The following is a 17,338-nucleotide window of genomic DNA, read 5'->3' on the forward strand; positions in this document are numbered from 1 at the left end:
ATAATTAATATCTTAATTAAATGCGCCCTGTAATACTGTGTGGTGGTAGTGGCAGCAGACTTTGGCCTCTATCTAAGCCAAAGCAATTTCAGAAAATATTTAGTCAGAATACTATGTTTCACAACACTTTGTTGAGGCTAAAAGGCGATTATATGCCACCCATCATTACCACAAATATACAATATGAGTCATTATTGATGCAGGAATTACATGCATTACAGGAATGTAAAGTAGTTTTTGAACCAGTTAAAATTGGGACAGCGGCAGCAATACTAATTGCTGTGCTTCTCTGCGATAGGAACGAGACAATCTTAGTTCTGCCTTCAGACCATTTTATAGGTGATTTGAATAGTTTTTATGTTTCTATTGAGAAAGCGTCTAAGCTAGCCTCTGAAACTGACTCTATAGTCACTTTTGGGATAAAGCCTCATGAATTCAATTCGGAATGGCTTTGTTGCATAGCACTGATAGGCATGTAAATCACAATGAACTTACGCAGCTAATTTAAATTTAGCCATACCAATATCAGTAAATTTGTTCAGTAAGTAGCACTTAATTAACAGCTCTTTTTCACGATTTACCTCTGATTTATTTTTCAAGCCAAACCCAAATATTTGCTTCAACCTATAGAAAAAGACTTCAATATAAGACCGTGCTCCATACTTAACTTTTTTCTTCCATTCATTAATACCATCTTCATAATTCTCATATGACCTAATTCTACTAATATACTTGTTTCTTTCTGATAAGTAGTCAGCTAAACAAATTTTAGTATCCTTCCTAGGGCGAATAATAGGCACAATATTGTATTTTCTGCATTCTTTATACACACTTTTTATATCATAAGCCGCATCTGCTCGAATAGAACAAATGTTATATTTATCACTGACTTCTTCTAACATATCGCAGACCGGCAAATAGTCTACAGCAACACCACTAGTGTAGTTCATGCTTATTGCTTTCTTATCATTTATGTTTAAAATAACATGTAATTTTCTTACTTGACCATAACCACTGTATTTTCTTTTTCGAATATTAAGCTTACTATGCCCACCGTTATTATTGTAGATACTAACTCTAGTGCTATCTACGGCAATTTCAACATTTTCCAGATCATCTTTATTGCTTCTATGGTCATCAATCTTCAAATTAAGCTTTTTAAATCTTCTGGAAGCTTGTGTATAGCTGATAATCTTAAGTTTTTTGCCTATTTGTACCATATAACCTTTTACAAAACCTACAGCTTGTCTCAAGCCAATTCTAAAAAGATGAACTATTATGTGTATTAAAATTACAACTTTATCACTATAAGTGTTATTGCCACCTGCAACTTTTGGACTATTTTCATACCAATTTTCTATGGCTTGATTAACAAAATGAAAAACATTTCCTCTTTTTTTTAGAAACTCATTATATTCTCTTTGGTTACTTACTCTCATTTTTTGTGGCATAAGTTATACTTGTTTGAAAAATGCCTATTTTACAACAAAATGCGTTAGTAACCATAAGCTTTTCTCCTTACAATAACCTCAACCAACACTAGCTATGCAACAAAGCCATTCGGAATACGGCTATATAAATGCAGTATATGGTCAGAAAGAAAAATGTCATATAGTAAAAGATTTTACAGAAAAACCCGAGCGTAAGGTAAGTAACGATCATTATTGGAACTCTGGAATATTTGTGTTTAGAGCAAAACGCTATATAGATGAGATAAAAAAAATTGCTCCGACTCTCTATAATTTATGTTGTGAAAGTATGAAGCATTTTGTACCACGAGAGAGATTTCTGTATTTAGAACAGCAAAATTGTGCAGGAATGGGTGATACATCTATTGATCACCTAGTGATAGAAAAAGCAGAAAATATTGCAATGGTAGAAGCTAATTTTGATTGGATGGATATTGGTACTTGGAGTTCAGTTTTAGAACTGAGTAAGAGATTTAGTGAGAATTTAGTTTCATTTCAGCATGTAACAAAAGGAAGAGAGCCAGTTTTGATGACAGAAAATGATGAAAAGATTTTATTAGGTAGAGTTTATAAACGGCAAGATAAGAGCCTAATGTTGTTCATTAATAAAGTTAAAGAAGCAAAGCCAACAAGGAAAGAGATTAAGCCATGGGGATTTTATAGTGTGATTTTAATGGGTAAGGATTTTCTTATAAAATACCTTTTTATAAATCCACTGAGCTGCACTTCTAAGCAATTTCACCACTATAGAGATGAGTACCATATAATACTATCAGGGGTTGGATGTGTGAGTTTAGATGACAAAACATATGCTATAACAAAAAATCATGTAGTAGAGATTCCAAGGAAGGTGTTTCATAAAATTGAGAATAAAAGTACAAGATTTCCTCTTGAGATAGTTGAGTTTCAGGTAGGAAAGTTTTTATCTGATAATGATATAGTAAGATCGGACGATATATATGGAAGGTCTTAATATAGAATATTGAATATATTCTATAAGCTTGCTAAATTTAGACAACCTAATTTGAGGTAAAGGAAAAATTACAGTTATATGAAGCATAAAAAGTATGATATTTAAATCTTAGTATAATGTCTATTGCCTTTGAATTTACTATGGCTATTCGCTATTTGCGAGCAAAGAATTCTAGATTTTGCTCTATAATGGCCTTGTTTTCTATTATTGGTATTGCTCTTGGAGTTGCAACGCTAATAGTAGTAATGTCTGTAATGAATGGGTTCAGAGCAAAGCTGCTCGACTCTGTACTTGGCATTAATGGCCATATTAATGTTTACTTTGATAGAAGCATAAATTCAGATTACCACGCAGTGTTAAAATCTATTGAGAAAATCCCAGGTGTATTAAAAGCTACTTCTATGACCAATGATCAAGTGATCGTTGCATCAAATGGTGGAATTGTGGGTAGCGTAGTCCGTGGTGTGTCAACTAAAGACTTACTTAATAATACTACTGTTAAGAATAATGTAATTATGGGTAACGTGGAAAAATTCGATGAAGGTATCATAATAGGGGCAAGATTAGCAGAAGCTTTGAATATTGATTATGGTGATAACATTATGCTTATATCACCTGAAGGATTTGACGCACTGTCTGGTGAAATACCAAAAATGAAAGAATATAAAGTTGTAGCAATATTTGATATGGGTATGTTTGAGTACGACAATACCTTGATGTATATGCCCATGAAATCAGCTCAGGCTTTTTTTAATTATAAAGATAGTGTGAGAAATATAGAAGTGTTCATAGACGATATTGCTGCGGCTAATAAGCTAGCAAATGCTATAGTAGAAGAAACAGGAATGAAAGCTGAAAGTTGGCAATCTCAGCAAAGCCATTATGTTAATGCTTTAAAAACTGAAAGAAATGTGATGTTTTTAATTCTTACTTTGATTATAGTTGTGGCAGCATTCAATATTGTTTCAAGTTTGATGATGATAGTGCAAGAAAAGAAATCCGCAATTGCAATTATGCGTACGTTTGGTGCAACAAGTGGAAGCATTATGCGCATATTTTGTGCTTGTGGGCTGTTAATTGGTTTTACAGGAACTTGTCTTGGCTCTGTTATAGGAGTTATTTTTTCTCTCAACATTGAAAATATTAGAGTGTTTTTAGAAAACATTACCAACATCAAGCTATTTGATCCTATGATATACTTTTTTTCAAGTTTGCCAGTGATATTAGTTTCTCAAGATGTAGTGAACATTTCTGCACTTGCATTGTTCTTGTCATTTTTAGCAACAATTCCTCCTGCATTGCAGGCAGCTGCACAAGACCCAGCGGAGATATTACGTTATGAATGATACTCGAAAAAAATGCATAGGTTGGTTCTTAATTATATTGTTATTTGTTAGCCATATTGCAATAAATAACATAATATTTTTCAAAATAAATCAGCAAGAAAGTGAAAATAGTATAAATGGTTTAACGGAAAAGATGGATGAACTTAGAGTATTGCTTGAAGTGAATCAATCTAGGGTAGAGAAAAGGATATTTGACTTAAAGAGAAATCTGCACACTCAATGTGAGCAAGGTGATGGTAGTTTAAGGCATAAGAACCTCGCAAAGTTGCTGCTACTTGTGATTAAGATGAAGAATTCGTTATTGCGAGAAGCCAAGTTTGATAATCATATAAATTCAATAAAGCCTTTGATATCAGAGCTTGACGATCCAGAGATAGAAAATGCAGTAAATGAATTGGAAAATTTGAAAGAGGTAGATACTTTACGCGGGTTGAAATTGTCTTTTGAGAAGAACATGACTGTTATTAACTACAATAAAAGTAACTTGTTTAAAAAAATCATTTCAAATTGGATAAAGATAGATGATCGTAGTGATCCACTCAGGTTAAAGCTTGCGGAAATTGAAGAATTAATAAGCGATAATGATTGGCAGAGCATAGCCACCGCAATAAGTGACTTAACATACCCAGAATTCAAACCATGGCTTAATAAATTGAATGATTTTATTGTAGCTTTCAAGAATACTTCAATAATATATCGTCACTTATTACAATACATCTCATGATTTATTTTATAATTTTTGCTTTTTCGTTTTTATTTGGCATATGGATCAAGGTAAGTGGTGAAGTAATAAAATTGGAATTAGGCAATTACACTATAAGTATTGATCTATATTTCGTTATTCTTGCTTGCGTAGTCTTATTATTTTTATTGATTGCAGTTGCACGTTTTTGTTCTTCTATTTCATCAACATTTGCTAACATAAAAAATAGAAGAAGAAGTAGGGAAGAATTGCTTCTCTTTGAAGCTTTCTTTAGCTTAGACTTAGGTAATATAGAGAACACCAATAAGCTAATTAAAAATCTAAATGAAGAAAGTGATAAATTATCTTTAGTAAAGCTCTTTAATTCAGGTAAAACGGGAAATTACAGCTTTTTCAGCCATAATTTAACGAGTATTGCAAGTAAAAATCGCAACTTAGCTCTACTTCTGATCAATAAACTGATTATTCACCTAAAGCAAGAAAGGTTAGTCTTTCAAAAATTTATAGAATATTGCTCTAGTTCAATTAATGATAAAATTTTGTCTATTCCCTTTCAAATAGAGCATTGTATATTGCAAGAAGATTGGATAAATGCAATTTCAAAGTTAAAGGAAGCTATCAAATTCAATATTTTTCTTCCCTTTGATCGTAAAAAGATGTTAGCGGTTTTTTATTGCGCTTTAGCAAAGCAATACGAAAGTAAAGGAAGTTTTTACAAAGCTATAGATTATTTAGCTAAAGCACAAAGTTATTATGCAACTTTTCAGCCCATCAATTATTTAAAGGCAGAATTATATATCAAGCTTGAAAAAATCAGAAAAGCTTCCACAGTATTAGAGGAAGAGTATAGAGTAAATCCTACTCCTCAATCAGCTAGAATGTATATCAAGTTAAATAATAAAGGCGCTGAAAGACTATATAACTTACGCCCTGATTATTATTTTAGTTATTGCTTGCTTGCTTTGTCTTCAATTAGCTTAGGGAAATATGATCTTGCAAGTCAGCATTTAGATATTGCTATGAAAAAAGCTAATTACATATCAATCTACCTTGTTATGGTACAGCTCAAGATTATGTTGCAAGAGTATGATCAAGCAATTTATTGGTTAAACAGGATGGACTCAGAAGCTGTGCCTGATCCAGGTTGGAAATGTGCTGATTGTAATAAAGAGCTAAAGCAATGGGATTATAAGTGCTCAAGTTGCAATAGTCTTAATTGTATTTACCTTATATTATAAGACTCCATAAGGTGTGATACTTTTACATCGAGATTGCTTTAATATAATCTTTATCTCAAAACAGTAAATCTGTGAGTTTCTTAGTTAGGTTTGACTCCAATGTCAAAAAAACTTGTTTTTAGACATTACCAGTTATATATTTTAATAAATTAGAATTATATACAAAATGAAGAGCTTAAAGGAATTATCCTTAAGAATTAAAAATATTAAGTCTGTGCAGAAAACCACGAAAATAATGCAAATGGTTTCTGCAGCAAAATTATTACAAAGCCAAAAGAAATTATCAAATTCAAAATTGCATATATCTAAGCTGCATAGCATTATTTCTTCACTAGCGCTATCAGCGGATCAAGAGTTACTAGCAAGAATTCTAAATATCAATAATGAAGATTCTTTCCTAGTATTTATTATTGTATCTGATCGTGGTTTATGTGGCAGCTTTAACTCCTCTGTTGTTAAATTCAGTCAGGAGCATATAAACAAATTAATTGCAAATGATAAGAAAGTAGACATTGTTTTTTTTGGTAAGAAAGCTTTTGAGACAGGCAAAAATAGATTTAATTCTAAAAATATCTTGAAGGTTGAAAATAGTAAGGGAATCACACTAAAGCGTGTGGAAGCCTTGGTTAGTGATATAGATCTAAGCAAATACAATAAAGTTAAGGTTTTTTACAGTAAATTCTATAATACCTTCATGCAAAAGCCAATATTAGAAACAATAAAACCATGGAGTAAAGACTCATTATTAATTGATAATTCTGTAGTTAGTCCTCTAACAGATTACAGCTATGAGTATGAACCACAAAATATTGAGTTTATTTTAAAATCTTTGACTCAAGATTATGTTACAGCTGCTCTTTATTCTGCTTTACTTGAAAGTGCAGCAAGTGAAAATAGTGCTAGGATGGTTGCTATGGAATCAGCAAACAGAAATACAAAAGAAATGCTAAATAAACTAGCATTACTTTATAATCGTTCTCGTCAAGCAGCAATTACAACTGATTTGATTGAAGTTATAGGTGGTGCAGAATCTTTGTAGAAACTCAAGGAATGAAAAATGAATATATTAAATATTGCAGCAGATATCACTAAACTAATAAAAAAGCAGAATCAAGACGCAGAAGTTACAATATATGAAACTAATAAGACCTCGGTTTCTCAGCGTCTATCAAAAATTGAACAAATATCACAATCTAGAAACTGTACTGTCGGAATTAGAGCTATAGCAGGTAAGAACAAAGCTGCGTATATTTCCACAAACGATTTGAATAATCTTAGTAGTGCAGTGAGCCAAGTGGTGGAAATGGCAAAGAATGCCCAGGAAGATCCTTATATTAGTTTTGCTGTAGATGGCAGTAATTATATCTCTTCTGCAGATTTAAATATCTCAGATAATAATGTTGTAACAATTGATAAATTAAAAGAAATTACTGAAGCTACAGAAAATTCAGCTCTTGCACATAAAAATATTATTAATTCCGAAGGAGCTTCATCTTCACATACTTCAGTAAATACAGTATTATCAACCGTTTCTGGTTTTGTTGGTTCATTTAGTAAGTCAACTTTTGTTAATCAGGTTTCTGTTGTTGCTGGAGAAAAGAGTGAAATGAAAATAGGCTACGATTACGATGTAGCATGCAACTTCAGTGATTTAAAAACACCGGAGTCAATAGGGAAAGAAGCAGCAAAAAGAGCAATAGATCAATTGGGTTCATGTACAATCAGGACAGGCAAATTTCCGGTTGTTTTTGAAAAAAGAGCAGCAAAAGAGCTAGTAAAGAGCTTTGCTTCTGCCATAAATGGTAGCAATATTGTAAATAATAGCTCTTTTTTGAGAAATAGTTTAAATAATCAAATTTTTAATACTGAGATTAGCATTATTGATGACCCATTGTTACCAAGGGGTATAACATCAAGACCGTTTGACGGGGAAGGAATAATGAGCAGAAGAAATGAATTTGTAAAAAATGGAGTACTGCAAAACTGGATTTTAGATCTATATTCGGCTAGGAAATTAAACTTGGAAACGACCGCAAATGCAACTCGTGCAAGTAATGCTGCAATTATTCCTTCAGCTAGTAATTTCTATTTCAAAAATGGTAATAGATCGTTTAAGGAATTAATTGAGGAAGTAAAAGAAGGAATATATGTAACTGATTTATTTGGTTTTGGTGTTAATTTAATCAATGGCGATTATAGTCAAGGTGCATGCGGATTTTTTATAGAAAATGGTAAAATAACGTATCCAATACACGAGATTACTGTTGCCGACAATTTGAAAAATATGTTTAGCAATTTAGTTGTTGCAAATGACCTAACTTTCTGTGGGCAGTTTAATTCACCAACGATTAAAGTTAGCGAAATGACAGTAGCAGGTTCACTTAGTGATTAAAAATTTTAGTTGCATTAAGTACAATAATTGTGTACTATTACTATGTAATGTTAAGAATAGACTATGGAGTATAGAAGTTTAGTTGCAGTAACTAAGCTTAAAGCATTCTAAATCGTAATTTCAAAGTTTTTCATCACATTAATAATATTAGTTAGTAGTTTAGGAGTTATCCATATGGAATTTGGTAATATAAAATGGTTTAATGTTGAAAAAGGCTATGGTTTCATCAAGCCAGAAGGTAAAGGTGAGGACGTTTTTTTACATGTTAGTACATTAGAACGTTCAGGAATAAGACCTGATGCACTTCGAGGAGAGGATAAAAAGGGAGGAATGAAAGGGGAAAGAGTAAGTTATGAGCTTAAAGAAGAGCGTGGTAGGAACGGAGAAAATAAAAAGTCTGCAATAAATTTAAGATTGGAAGATTAGTCTATCGTGAAGCTTTTTAATAGGGTAATGTATTGTGAGTAATTTTCATGAAATGGGGCTTCCAACTTTGCTTATGCAAGCTCTAAGTAAAAATAATCTTTGTGTTCCAACCCCGATTCAGGTGCAAGCGATTCCTCTAGCTCTTCAGGGCAAAGATATTCTTGGGTCTGCTCAAACGGGAACTGGAAAAACCTTAGCGTTTGCTATTCCACTGGTTGCTAAATTGATGAATGAGCCAAGCATTGGTTCAGCTTTAGTCATCGTGCCAACCAGAGAGCTTGCTCATCAGGTAACAAGTGAGATAAGAAAACTCTTATCTCAAAGTTCTTTACTAAGAGTTGCTTTGTTGATCGGAGGCGAGCCTATTTTTAGGCAGCTAAATCAGCTTCAGAAAAAACCACAAATTATAATAGGTACTCCTGGTCGTATTATAGATCATATTGAGCGTAAAACTTTAGTTACTCGGAATGTTGGTATTCTTGTGCTTGATGAGACGGATCGTATGTTTGATATGGGCTTTGGAATTCAGATTGAAGAAATTATGAAGCATTTGCCTAAAATAATGCAAACTCTTATGTTTTCTGCAACTCTTCCTGGAGAAATAGTAAAACTTACTGAAAAATATCTTAATCAACCAGAGCGTGTTTCTGTTGATTGCCAGGCTACAACTTCTGTAAAAATTAAACAAGAAGTTGTTTATGCATCAGAATCAGAAAAATATGGCAAGCTTGTTACACAATTATGTCAGCGCAAAGGATCGATCATTATTTTTGTCAAAACAAAGCGAGGAGCGGATCAGCTAGCTGACAAATTGCACAAAGATGACTATAGCGCTTTGGCAATTCATGGTGATTTAAGGCAGCACAAGCGTGAAAGAGTCATTAATTCTTTTCGTCGTGGCCGCAATCAAATCATGGTTGCAACAGATGTTGCTTCTCGCGGCCTTGATATTCCGCACATTCAACATGTTATCAATTATGATGTACCACAATCGCAAGCTGATTATGTTCATCGTATAGGTAGAACTGCACGTGCGGGAGCTGAAGGATTTGCATTATCTTTTGTTACACCTCAAGATAAGAGAAGACTGCCTGCACTAGCAGATAAAGAAGGAGAGCCAAATTTTGATTGTAGTATGCAATCTCAAAAACGTAACAGCAAAAAGATCTTTAAAAGGCCAAGTACGTTAAAGGCTAAATACGGTAGAAAAAAGATCAATGTATTTAAGAAGAAAAGCAGAGTACTAGAAAAAGCGTATTAATGTACTTAACTATTCTTCTATTCTTTAAAAGCTCCAGTAAACTTGCTGCAAAGTGAAGTGATTGGAGGATGGTAGAAAGAATATATAGCTAGCCCAAATTAGATTTACCTACAATTTGATAATCTTAATTCTGCTGCTTATAACGTTTTGAGATTATCACAACGGTATAATGTTAGGCTGTGTGGACTATAATCTGTAGCTTAATTCAATTTGGCTACAACGAGCTGCTAGATTTCAGTTTTTTTAATAATTGTGTGCTACTAATTATATATAAATTTACACTTTTAAAGAGAATAGATGATTTCTAAAAATTTAGAGGCAAGTTTAAATAGAGCGTTACAGATTGCTTCTGATTGTAAGCTTAAATATGCAAAAGTGGAACATTTGTTGCTAGCATTAACCAAAGATGTGGATGTAAATTATGTTTTATCAAGATGTAACATCAGAGCTGGTGAAATCATAAATATAGATAATATTATATTAAGGAATGATCGTGGTAATAATACAAAAGGTTTTTTACAAGACAACTCCGAATTAACTGTCAATAAAGTTGAGCCTGATGTGCTATTTCAACGCATAATACATAAAGCTATGATACGAGCTCATCGTCTGGGAAGAAAAGAAATAAATGGAGCAAGTATTCTATTAGAGATTCTGTCTGAGCAAGATTTATACATTGAAGAGCTATTACGCAAACAGAATGCAAAGGATTCTAATTTGATTTATAACATATCCAATATAAAATATTCAGGTGATATAGAAGAATATGTAACTAATCGCAAGATAAAACTTGATAAGAATAACGATATCTCTACTGTAGCAAATAAAGGTGAATTATTAAAAGATGAAGAAGTTCTACAAAATTATTGTAGAAATTTAAATGATTATGCAAGAAGCAAAAAAATAGATTATGTCATTGGTCGTGATTATGAATTAAATCGCACTATAGAAATCTTACTAAGACGCAGAAAAAATAACCCTTTATATGTCGGAGAACCAGGTGTTGGTAAAACAACAATAGTTGAAGGCTTGGTATTGAAAATTATTGAAGGTAGTGTTCCGAGTGCACTGAGATCCAGCATAATTTATGCTTTGGATTTAGGATCACTTCTTGCAGGAACACGCTATAGAGGTGACTTCGAAGAGAGAATAAAATCTATAATAAAAGTAATTGAGGCAAAACCTGGCGCTATTCTTTTCATTGATGAAATACACACTATTATTGGAGCGGGTTCAACAAGTGGCAGCTTTCTTGATGCTGGCAATCTGCTCAAACCTGCACTTGCAAGAGGTGCGTTGCGTTGTATAGGTGCAACTACATATAGAGAATATAGCAATAGCTTTGAAAAGGATAAAGCATTAGCAAGGAGGTTTCAAAAAATTAATGTAAAAGAGTCTTCTATTAATGATACAGTAAAGATACTAGATGGTATAAAGCATTACTATGAAAGGTATCATGGAGTATATTACACGAAACATGCCATTAAATCTGCAGCTGAACTTTCACACAAGTATATTACTGGGCGAATATTACCTGATAAAGCAGTTGATGTTATAGATGAAGCAGGGGCATATTGTAAGTTACAAAAAAGCAGGCGAAAAATTATAAACAGTAGAGACATTAAGAGTACTATCGCTAGGATTACAAACGTACCTTGCGGGTTTGATGATATGCAAAGAGTAAAATCTTTGAAAGAAAATCTCAATAGGGCCATTTTTGGTCAAGAGCAAGCGATAGAGTTTCTCGTTAATTCTATTAAAATTGCTAAATCTGGTCTGAGAAGTTACAATAAACCCTTGGCAAAGTATCTTTTTGCAGGGCCAACTGGTGTAGGTAAGACTGAGCTTGCGAAGCAACTAGCACAAAATATGGGTATGAACCTTATTCGGTTTGATATGTCTGAGTATATGGAACCTCACACAATATCTAGAATGATTGGTTCCCCCCCTGGATATGTGGGTTACGACCAAGGTGGATTGCTTACAGAATCTGTATCTAATAATCAATATAGCGTAGTACTTCTTGATGAAATTGAGAAAGCTCATAGTGATATTTATAATATATTACTACAAATCATGGATTATGGATGTGTTACAGACACTTACGGACGTAAGGTTAATTTTTCCAATACGATTTTAATTATGACAACCAATGCAGGGGCATTTGAACGTAACAAAAGTTCTATTGGCTTTGGGTATAAAAACTTTAACATTAGTGACAGCGAAAAAGCAATGGAACGGGTTTTTAGCCCTGAATTTCGTAATCGTCTTGATGCAGTCATTTCCTTTTCTGATTTGGATACGGATGTCATTTTGCACATTGTGGATAAATTTATTCAGGAATTGAAAAAACAACTTGTGCAAAAGGGCATAAGCTGCTCAGTGGAAGAGGAAGTAAAGTTTTATCTTGCACAAACAGGTTATAGCAAAGAAATGGGAGCACGTCCGATAGAGAGGCTGATTGAAAAAGAGATAAAAAGTCATTTGGCTGAGGAGATACTAAATCGTCGACTCATTAAAAGAAAGAAATTGATGATCTATATGAATAAACAGGAAAATAAAATTGCTTTTGATATAACTTAAAATTCTTGTTTTAACATTAAATTTACAGTATACTTGCATTTTTTAACGAGGCTATAGTGGCAAGTTTAACCAGAAATCAATATTACAGTAATCAAGATTTACGGAATTTATTTTCAAGACTGGGAATGAAAGCGGAAGAAGTAATAAGCCAGGAGTTTGATGATGTACTTAAGTTAGTTGAGCGGCACTTTAGAAGAGCTTCATTAAAATGTCACCCTGATAAAGTAGTAGGAGAGAAAGAGAAAAAAATAGCTGAAGAAAAGTTTAAAAAACTTAGTGCAGATAAAGATAAGCTAGAGAAATATCTTAACGACTTAAAAGCAGCTGGCATATCTATACCATTACAGCAAGAAGAGCAAAGAAAAACCTATGAGATTTTATCACGTAGAAGTAAAGCTATAAATAGAGCATTTTTATTTTTTATATTAGCAAATGTGATACTTGGTCCGTCGCCTAAAGTAAAATATTGCTTATCGCAACTTGCTAACAGTGGCAAAGTGCAAAACATCGCTTCTCAATTTTATGCATTCAGCATAGGGATTTGGCCATTGTTGTTCATGATATCCTTTGGCATTATTTATGCAGCAAGTAAACAAAGTGATTCACAAGAAGGAAATATGGATAGGTTCAATCGAAGGTTTAATCTACTTATTGCTGTTGATAATTATGTGATATGTATTGCAGGAGCGTTTGCTGTGTGCAGTTTAGCATCGGAAATTGCATAAAATGGCTGGCCTGTTCAATATGGAACAATGCTGATGGTTAATTTGGCATTGGATTTATTACTTATTGCTTTACTTAGAACTTTTACGAAAGCTTCTGAATTATATAGTGAACACTGCATTCAGCGTTTATATGAAGAAGACGCGGAAATTTAGCTACAAGGAAAAGTTTGCATGGTATGACTATAAATTAGTGCTTATGTCGCTCATTCTTCCTATTGTTAAAATGTATTTTGAAGATTTAATTCAAGAAAAACCACAACAGCACACCACCGATCCTAAAGTTACACCTTTAAATATAGGTGTAGGAGCAAGAGTATAAAAAGGTCTTTGCTTCAACTATAGTTTTTGCTACACTTTAAGTAAATTTGAAGATATTAATGAGTGAAGAAGTAAAACAAATCCTAAGTTATTACGAAAGTGAAAATCCTGGAGTAAAAGCAAATCTTGCTCGTATTCTTATGCATGGAAAACTTAGTGGAATTGGCAAGTTAGTAATTCTTCCTGTAGATCAAGGATTTGAGCATGGGCCAATAAAAAGTTTTGAAATTAATCCTGATGCTTACGATCCGCATTATCATTTTCAGCTTGCAGTTGATTCGGGAGTAAGCGCATATGCTGCTCCGCTTGGTATGATCGAAGCTGGTGCTTCAACTTATGCTGGAATGCTACCACTTATTTTGAAGCTTAATAGTGCTAACTCCTTGCACTCGAAAAACTTAACTTCTGATCAAGCAATAACTGCTTCTGTAAAAGATGCGCTGCGTTTGGGTTGCGTAGCTGTTGGGTTTACTATATATCCTGGTTCTGCTAAGTGCTTCGATATGATGGAAGAAGCTCGCGAAATTATAGCTGAGGCTAAGTCTTGCGGCCTTGCCGTAGTGCTATGGTCTTATCCACGCGGTGAAGGAATTTCCAAAGAAGGCGAAACAGCAGTTGATGTTATTGCCTATGCTGCGCACATAGCAGCTTTACTTGGCGCTAATATAATCAAAGTAAAACTTCCAATTAACTATTTGGAAAGGGAGAAAATAGAAACAGAAAATATTGAGTCATTATCTAAAAGAATTGAATATGTTAAAAGATCTTGTTTTGCAGGGAAAAGAATAGTAGTTTTTTCTGGTGGCGAGTCAAAATCAGTGAATGACATATGCAATGAAGCGAAAGAAATTAAGCAAGGCGGTGGTAATGGTTCAATTATCGGGCGTAACACTTTTCAAAGAAAAAGAGAGGATGCTTTATCTATGCTAAAAGATATAATGGATATCTATGCATAAAAAACGGCTGGGTGGCAGAATGGCTTATGCGGAGGACTGCAAATCCTTTTATACCGGTTCAATTCCGGTCCCGGCCTCTTACTCCAATTAGATCGTTTTTTCTTCTGAAATTTTAACAAGAAGTGTGGCTTTTAATGAAATATTTAAAAAAATAAGATACTATATTCAAAATATAAGCAGTAAAATGCCAAAGAGATTAACAGAAGTTTTATTATTGATTGGTTTGCCCTTCTTGCTTACCAGTTGCACTTTTCACTATTTATTAAAGAGCTCGTATACTCATCTTGCACCAGAAAAGTACCCTTCATCCAACAAACAGCCGGTTTACGTCGGTAAAGCTTACAGTGCACAGACTATATATAATGCGTTATTTAATGACTTTCTGTTAATAGGTAAGTCATCATTCACAGCCAAACATGGGCGTGCTAGTCAATATGTTAACTATGGAAGAGAAGTTGGAGCAGATGTGATAATCGTATCATTTCAAAATATGCAAAAGGATAAAGAGCATTTTAGCATCACAGAAAAACTATTATGGGACACAAGCTTAACAACATTTCATACAAGGACCATTATAAACTTTGATCAGGACGTACTCTTTCTAAAAAAGGTAGGTGATGCAAAAGCTCCATGGGAATATGTCAAAGGAGAGTTCAAGCTTCACGAAAAAGACGATACTGATCCATATCTAGGGAATTGGGTAGGGTATAGAATATGCAAGATTGCAATATCTTCTTCAGAAGATGAATACTTAGGATTTGTAAATGAAGATAATTGTAAAGAAAAATCTGGAATAAATAAGATGCTTGCTTGGAAAAATGGGGATGTAAGGTTGCGGATTAATAAACAATCAAAACAGGGATTTTATTTAAATCGAAATAAGATTCCTATACTAATAAAATCTCAAATTAACAAATTTGGCTACCTCGAATTAGTAGATAAAAATACTGATCAAGTTCTGGTTTCCCTTCAGAAAAATTAGTTTTTACTACTCATAGAAACTATATACTTACTATTTTGATAAACCTCAAGCTTTCTAAGTTATTCTTGTTGCATGGTAAAAAATAAACTAAAAATAAGCAAAGTGTTTTACAAAATGATATTACGTAATTTATTGTTTTTACTGCCGCCTGAAATTGCTCACTCCTTGGTAATAACGGCGTTAAAAAAGATGCCCTATAGGAAACCTATAGAACTACCTAAGTCTTTAAATGTAAACTTTTTTGGTAATAAAATTAGGAGTCCTGTAGGTCTTGCTGCAGGTTTTGATAAAAATGCGGAAGTTGTAAAGCCGATGCTCTCATTTGGTTTTGGATTTATTGAGGCTGGTACTGTAACTAAACATCCCCAATATGGAAACAAAAAACCGAGAATTTTTCGATTAATTAAAGATGAAGGAATAATTAATAGATTGGGATTTAATAATAAAGGAGTAGACTATTTTCTTAAACAGATAAGTGAAACTAAACTTGGTGATTGTATTTTTGGTATAAATATAGGAAGAAACAGTACATCAAAGGACCAAATCAGCGATTATGTTGACTTAATAAAGATAGTATATGGAAAGAGCAATTATATAGTACTGAACATCTCATCCCCAAACACACCTAACTTGCGCGATTTGCACAATAAACAAGAATTATCCAAATTGTTGAAATCTATCACTCTAACCCGGAAATCAATTGATAGCTCTGAATCCATACCGATAATATTAAAAATTTCTCCAGATATAGATCAGCAAACAAAAGAAAATATCGCTGAGCTTACACTAGAATATAAAATTGACGGCTTAATAGTAAGCAACACTACGATAAGTCGAGATTCTTACTATAATGAGAGTGGTGGGTTGAGCGGCAGACCATTGTTTCAACTTTCAACCGAGTTATTGAGTGATATGTACAAGCTTACTAAGAGCAGGATTCTATTGATAGGATGTGGGGGAGTTTCAAGTGGTATTGACGCATATGAAAAAATAAAGGCAGGAGCCTCTTTAGTACAACTGTACACTGCTCTCGTATATCAGGGGCATCAAGTTGTGAACAAAATCAATCTGGAGCTTGCAGAATTGGTAAAAAGAGATGGATTTAGTAACATTACTGAAGCAGTGGGTTGTATACATTAATTTTGGAAGTTATTGATATTGTTTTAGTAAAGTAGAGCTAACTTTTTAGTGTAAAGGTATGATAGGGAGTGCTTTTCTTTTGAATGATGAACATGAAAGTTTTGAACGATATAATATCTAAAGTTATTAATTATAAATTTACAGATCATGCAATATTAGAAGAGGCATTAACCCATCCAAGCGTAAATAAAAGGAATAGCGAAGACCAGATCGTAAGCTACGAAAGGCTAGAGTTTTTGGGCGATAGTATTTTGAACATGGTTGTATCTGCTATGCTGTTTAAAATGTTTCCTGAAGAAAAAGAAGGAGCATTGGCAAAAAGAAAAACGGATCTAGTTTGTGGCAGTACCATTGCTAATGTTGCTAAAGAAATAGAGTTAGGTAACTTTATCATCATGAATAATAGTGAACGTTGCAACGGAGGGAAATGTAACTTAAAAAATTTAGAAAATTCGCTTGAGGCACTAATAGGTGCAATTTATATTGACGGTGGACTTGAGAGTGTTGAAAAATTTATTATCCGACATTGGGAAAAGCTAGCTAAAGACATCCTCGATCCTCCTCAAGATCCTAAAACTTCACTGCAAGAGTGGACTCAGAAAAACAAATTACCTTTACCAGAGTATGAACTTGTAAAACAAACTGGACCAGCACACAATCCTGAGTTTACTATATCAATTTTCATAGAGAATTATGGCAAAGTTTCTGCATGCGCTTCTAGTAAGAAAATTGCTGAACAAAAAGCTGCTGAGTTGATCCTAGAAAAAATTAAAAAAACGACTTAGTTTAATCAAAATAGCTGTTAGCATAAATTTAAAGTAAGCTA

General features: G+C 33.3%; 15 protein-coding genes, 1 tRNA gene and 2 pseudogenes. 17 read left to right on the plus strand and 1 reads right to left on the minus strand.

Annotated elements, in window-relative coordinates; genetic code table 11:
• Positions 1-20: 20 nt before the first annotated feature.
• Positions 21-449: pseudogene (locus OPR58_RS01760) on the plus strand (sugar phosphate nucleotidyltransferase); the annotation flags it as partial.
• 42 nt (positions 450-491) lie between these two features.
• Here the strand turns inward: OPR58_RS01760 and OPR58_RS01765 are convergent.
• Positions 492-1,451, minus strand: coding sequence for an IS5 family transposase (locus tag OPR58_RS01765; protein WP_265022212.1), 960 nt, complete (start codon positions 1,449-1,451; stop codon positions 492-494).
• Positions 1,452-1,557: 106 nt separating this feature from the next.
• On the opposite strand from OPR58_RS01765, the pseudogene OPR58_RS01770 reads away from it, so the two are divergent.
• The 16 genes and pseudogenes from OPR58_RS01770 to rnc form a co-directional block, all read left to right on the plus strand.
• A pseudogene (locus OPR58_RS01770) lies at positions 1,558-2,442 on the plus strand (sugar phosphate nucleotidyltransferase); the annotation flags it as partial.
• A 116-nt stretch (positions 2,443-2,558) separates the two neighbouring features.
• Positions 2,559-3,788 (plus strand): lipoprotein-releasing ABC transporter permease subunit, encoded by a 1,230-nt coding sequence (locus OPR58_RS01775; protein WP_265022866.1) that lies wholly within the window; start codon positions 2,559-2,561, stop codon positions 3,786-3,788.
• A complete protein-coding gene (locus OPR58_RS01780) occupies positions 3,781-4,512 on the plus strand; it encodes a hypothetical protein (protein ID WP_226079284.1) in 732 nt (243 codons plus the stop codon). The genes OPR58_RS01775 and OPR58_RS01780 overlap by 8 nt, the downstream gene beginning before the upstream one ends.
• Entirely contained in the window at positions 4,509-5,729 is a 1,221-nt protein-coding gene (locus OPR58_RS01785; RefSeq protein ID WP_010404310.1) for a tetratricopeptide repeat protein, read from the plus strand. Before OPR58_RS01780 ends, OPR58_RS01785 begins: the two co-directional genes overlap by 4 nt.
• Before the next feature lie 166 nt (positions 5,730-5,895).
• The gene (gene atpG, locus OPR58_RS01790; RefSeq protein ID WP_010404313.1) at positions 5,896-6,768 is read left to right on the plus strand and encodes an ATP synthase F1 subunit gamma; all 873 of its coding nucleotides are present in this window, start codon (positions 5,896-5,898) and stop codon (positions 6,766-6,768) included.
• A gap of 18 nt (positions 6,769-6,786) precedes the next feature.
• Positions 6,787-8,121: a TldD/PmbA family protein gene (locus OPR58_RS01795; protein ID WP_264682603.1), complete on the plus strand. Its 1,335-nt coding sequence runs from the start codon at positions 6,787-6,789 to the stop codon at positions 8,119-8,121.
• Positions 8,122-8,295: 174 nt separating this feature from the next.
• A complete protein-coding gene (locus OPR58_RS01800; RefSeq protein WP_064085705.1) occupies positions 8,296-8,547 on the plus strand; it encodes a cold-shock protein in 252 nt (83 codons plus the stop codon).
• A 34-nt stretch (positions 8,548-8,581) separates the two neighbouring features.
• Positions 8,582-9,808, plus strand: a complete 1,227-nt coding sequence (locus OPR58_RS01805) for a DEAD/DEAH box helicase (RefSeq protein ID WP_265022867.1) — start codon at positions 8,582-8,584, stop codon at positions 9,806-9,808.
• 297 nt (positions 9,809-10,105) lie between these two features.
• Entirely contained in the window at positions 10,106-12,391 is a 2,286-nt protein-coding gene (locus tag OPR58_RS01810; RefSeq protein ID WP_265022868.1) for an AAA family ATPase, read from the plus strand.
• A gap of 56 nt (positions 12,392-12,447) precedes the next feature.
• Positions 12,448-13,116, plus strand: a complete 669-nt coding sequence (locus tag OPR58_RS01815) for a hypothetical protein (RefSeq protein WP_265022869.1) — start codon at positions 12,448-12,450, stop codon at positions 13,114-13,116.
• Positions 13,117-13,312: 196 nt separating this feature from the next.
• The gene (locus OPR58_RS01820) at positions 13,313-13,435 is read left to right on the plus strand and encodes a hypothetical protein (protein WP_265022870.1); all 123 of its coding nucleotides are present in this window, start codon (positions 13,313-13,315) and stop codon (positions 13,433-13,435) included.
• 58 nt (positions 13,436-13,493) lie between these two features.
• Positions 13,494-14,390, plus strand: coding sequence for a class I fructose-bisphosphate aldolase (locus OPR58_RS01825; protein ID WP_265023153.1), 897 nt, complete (start codon positions 13,494-13,496; stop codon positions 14,388-14,390).
• Between the two features lie 5 nt (positions 14,391-14,395).
• Positions 14,396-14,467 (plus strand) — tRNA-Cys (locus OPR58_RS01830).
• Between the two features lie 47 nt (positions 14,468-14,514).
• Positions 14,515-15,372 (plus strand): hypothetical protein, encoded by an 858-nt coding sequence (locus OPR58_RS01835; protein WP_265022871.1) that lies wholly within the window; start codon positions 14,515-14,517, stop codon positions 15,370-15,372.
• Positions 15,373-15,444: 72 nt separating this feature from the next.
• Positions 15,445-16,512 carry a quinone-dependent dihydroorotate dehydrogenase gene (locus OPR58_RS01840; RefSeq protein WP_265022872.1) on the plus strand — a complete coding sequence of 356 codons (1,068 nt, stop codon included), beginning with the start codon at positions 15,445-15,447 and terminating at the stop codon, positions 16,510-16,512.
• Between the two features lie 92 nt (positions 16,513-16,604).
• Complete coding sequence (gene rnc, locus OPR58_RS01845) at positions 16,605-17,297, plus strand: ribonuclease III (protein WP_029237654.1); 693 nt, start codon at positions 16,605-16,607, stop codon at positions 17,295-17,297.
• Positions 17,298-17,338 lie beyond the last annotated feature (41 nt).

Origin of the sequence: Wolbachia endosymbiont (group B) of Ischnura elegans, assembly GCF_947251585.1 — a bacterium.
Classification (GTDB): domain Bacteria; phylum Pseudomonadota; class Alphaproteobacteria; order Rickettsiales; family Anaplasmataceae; genus Wolbachia.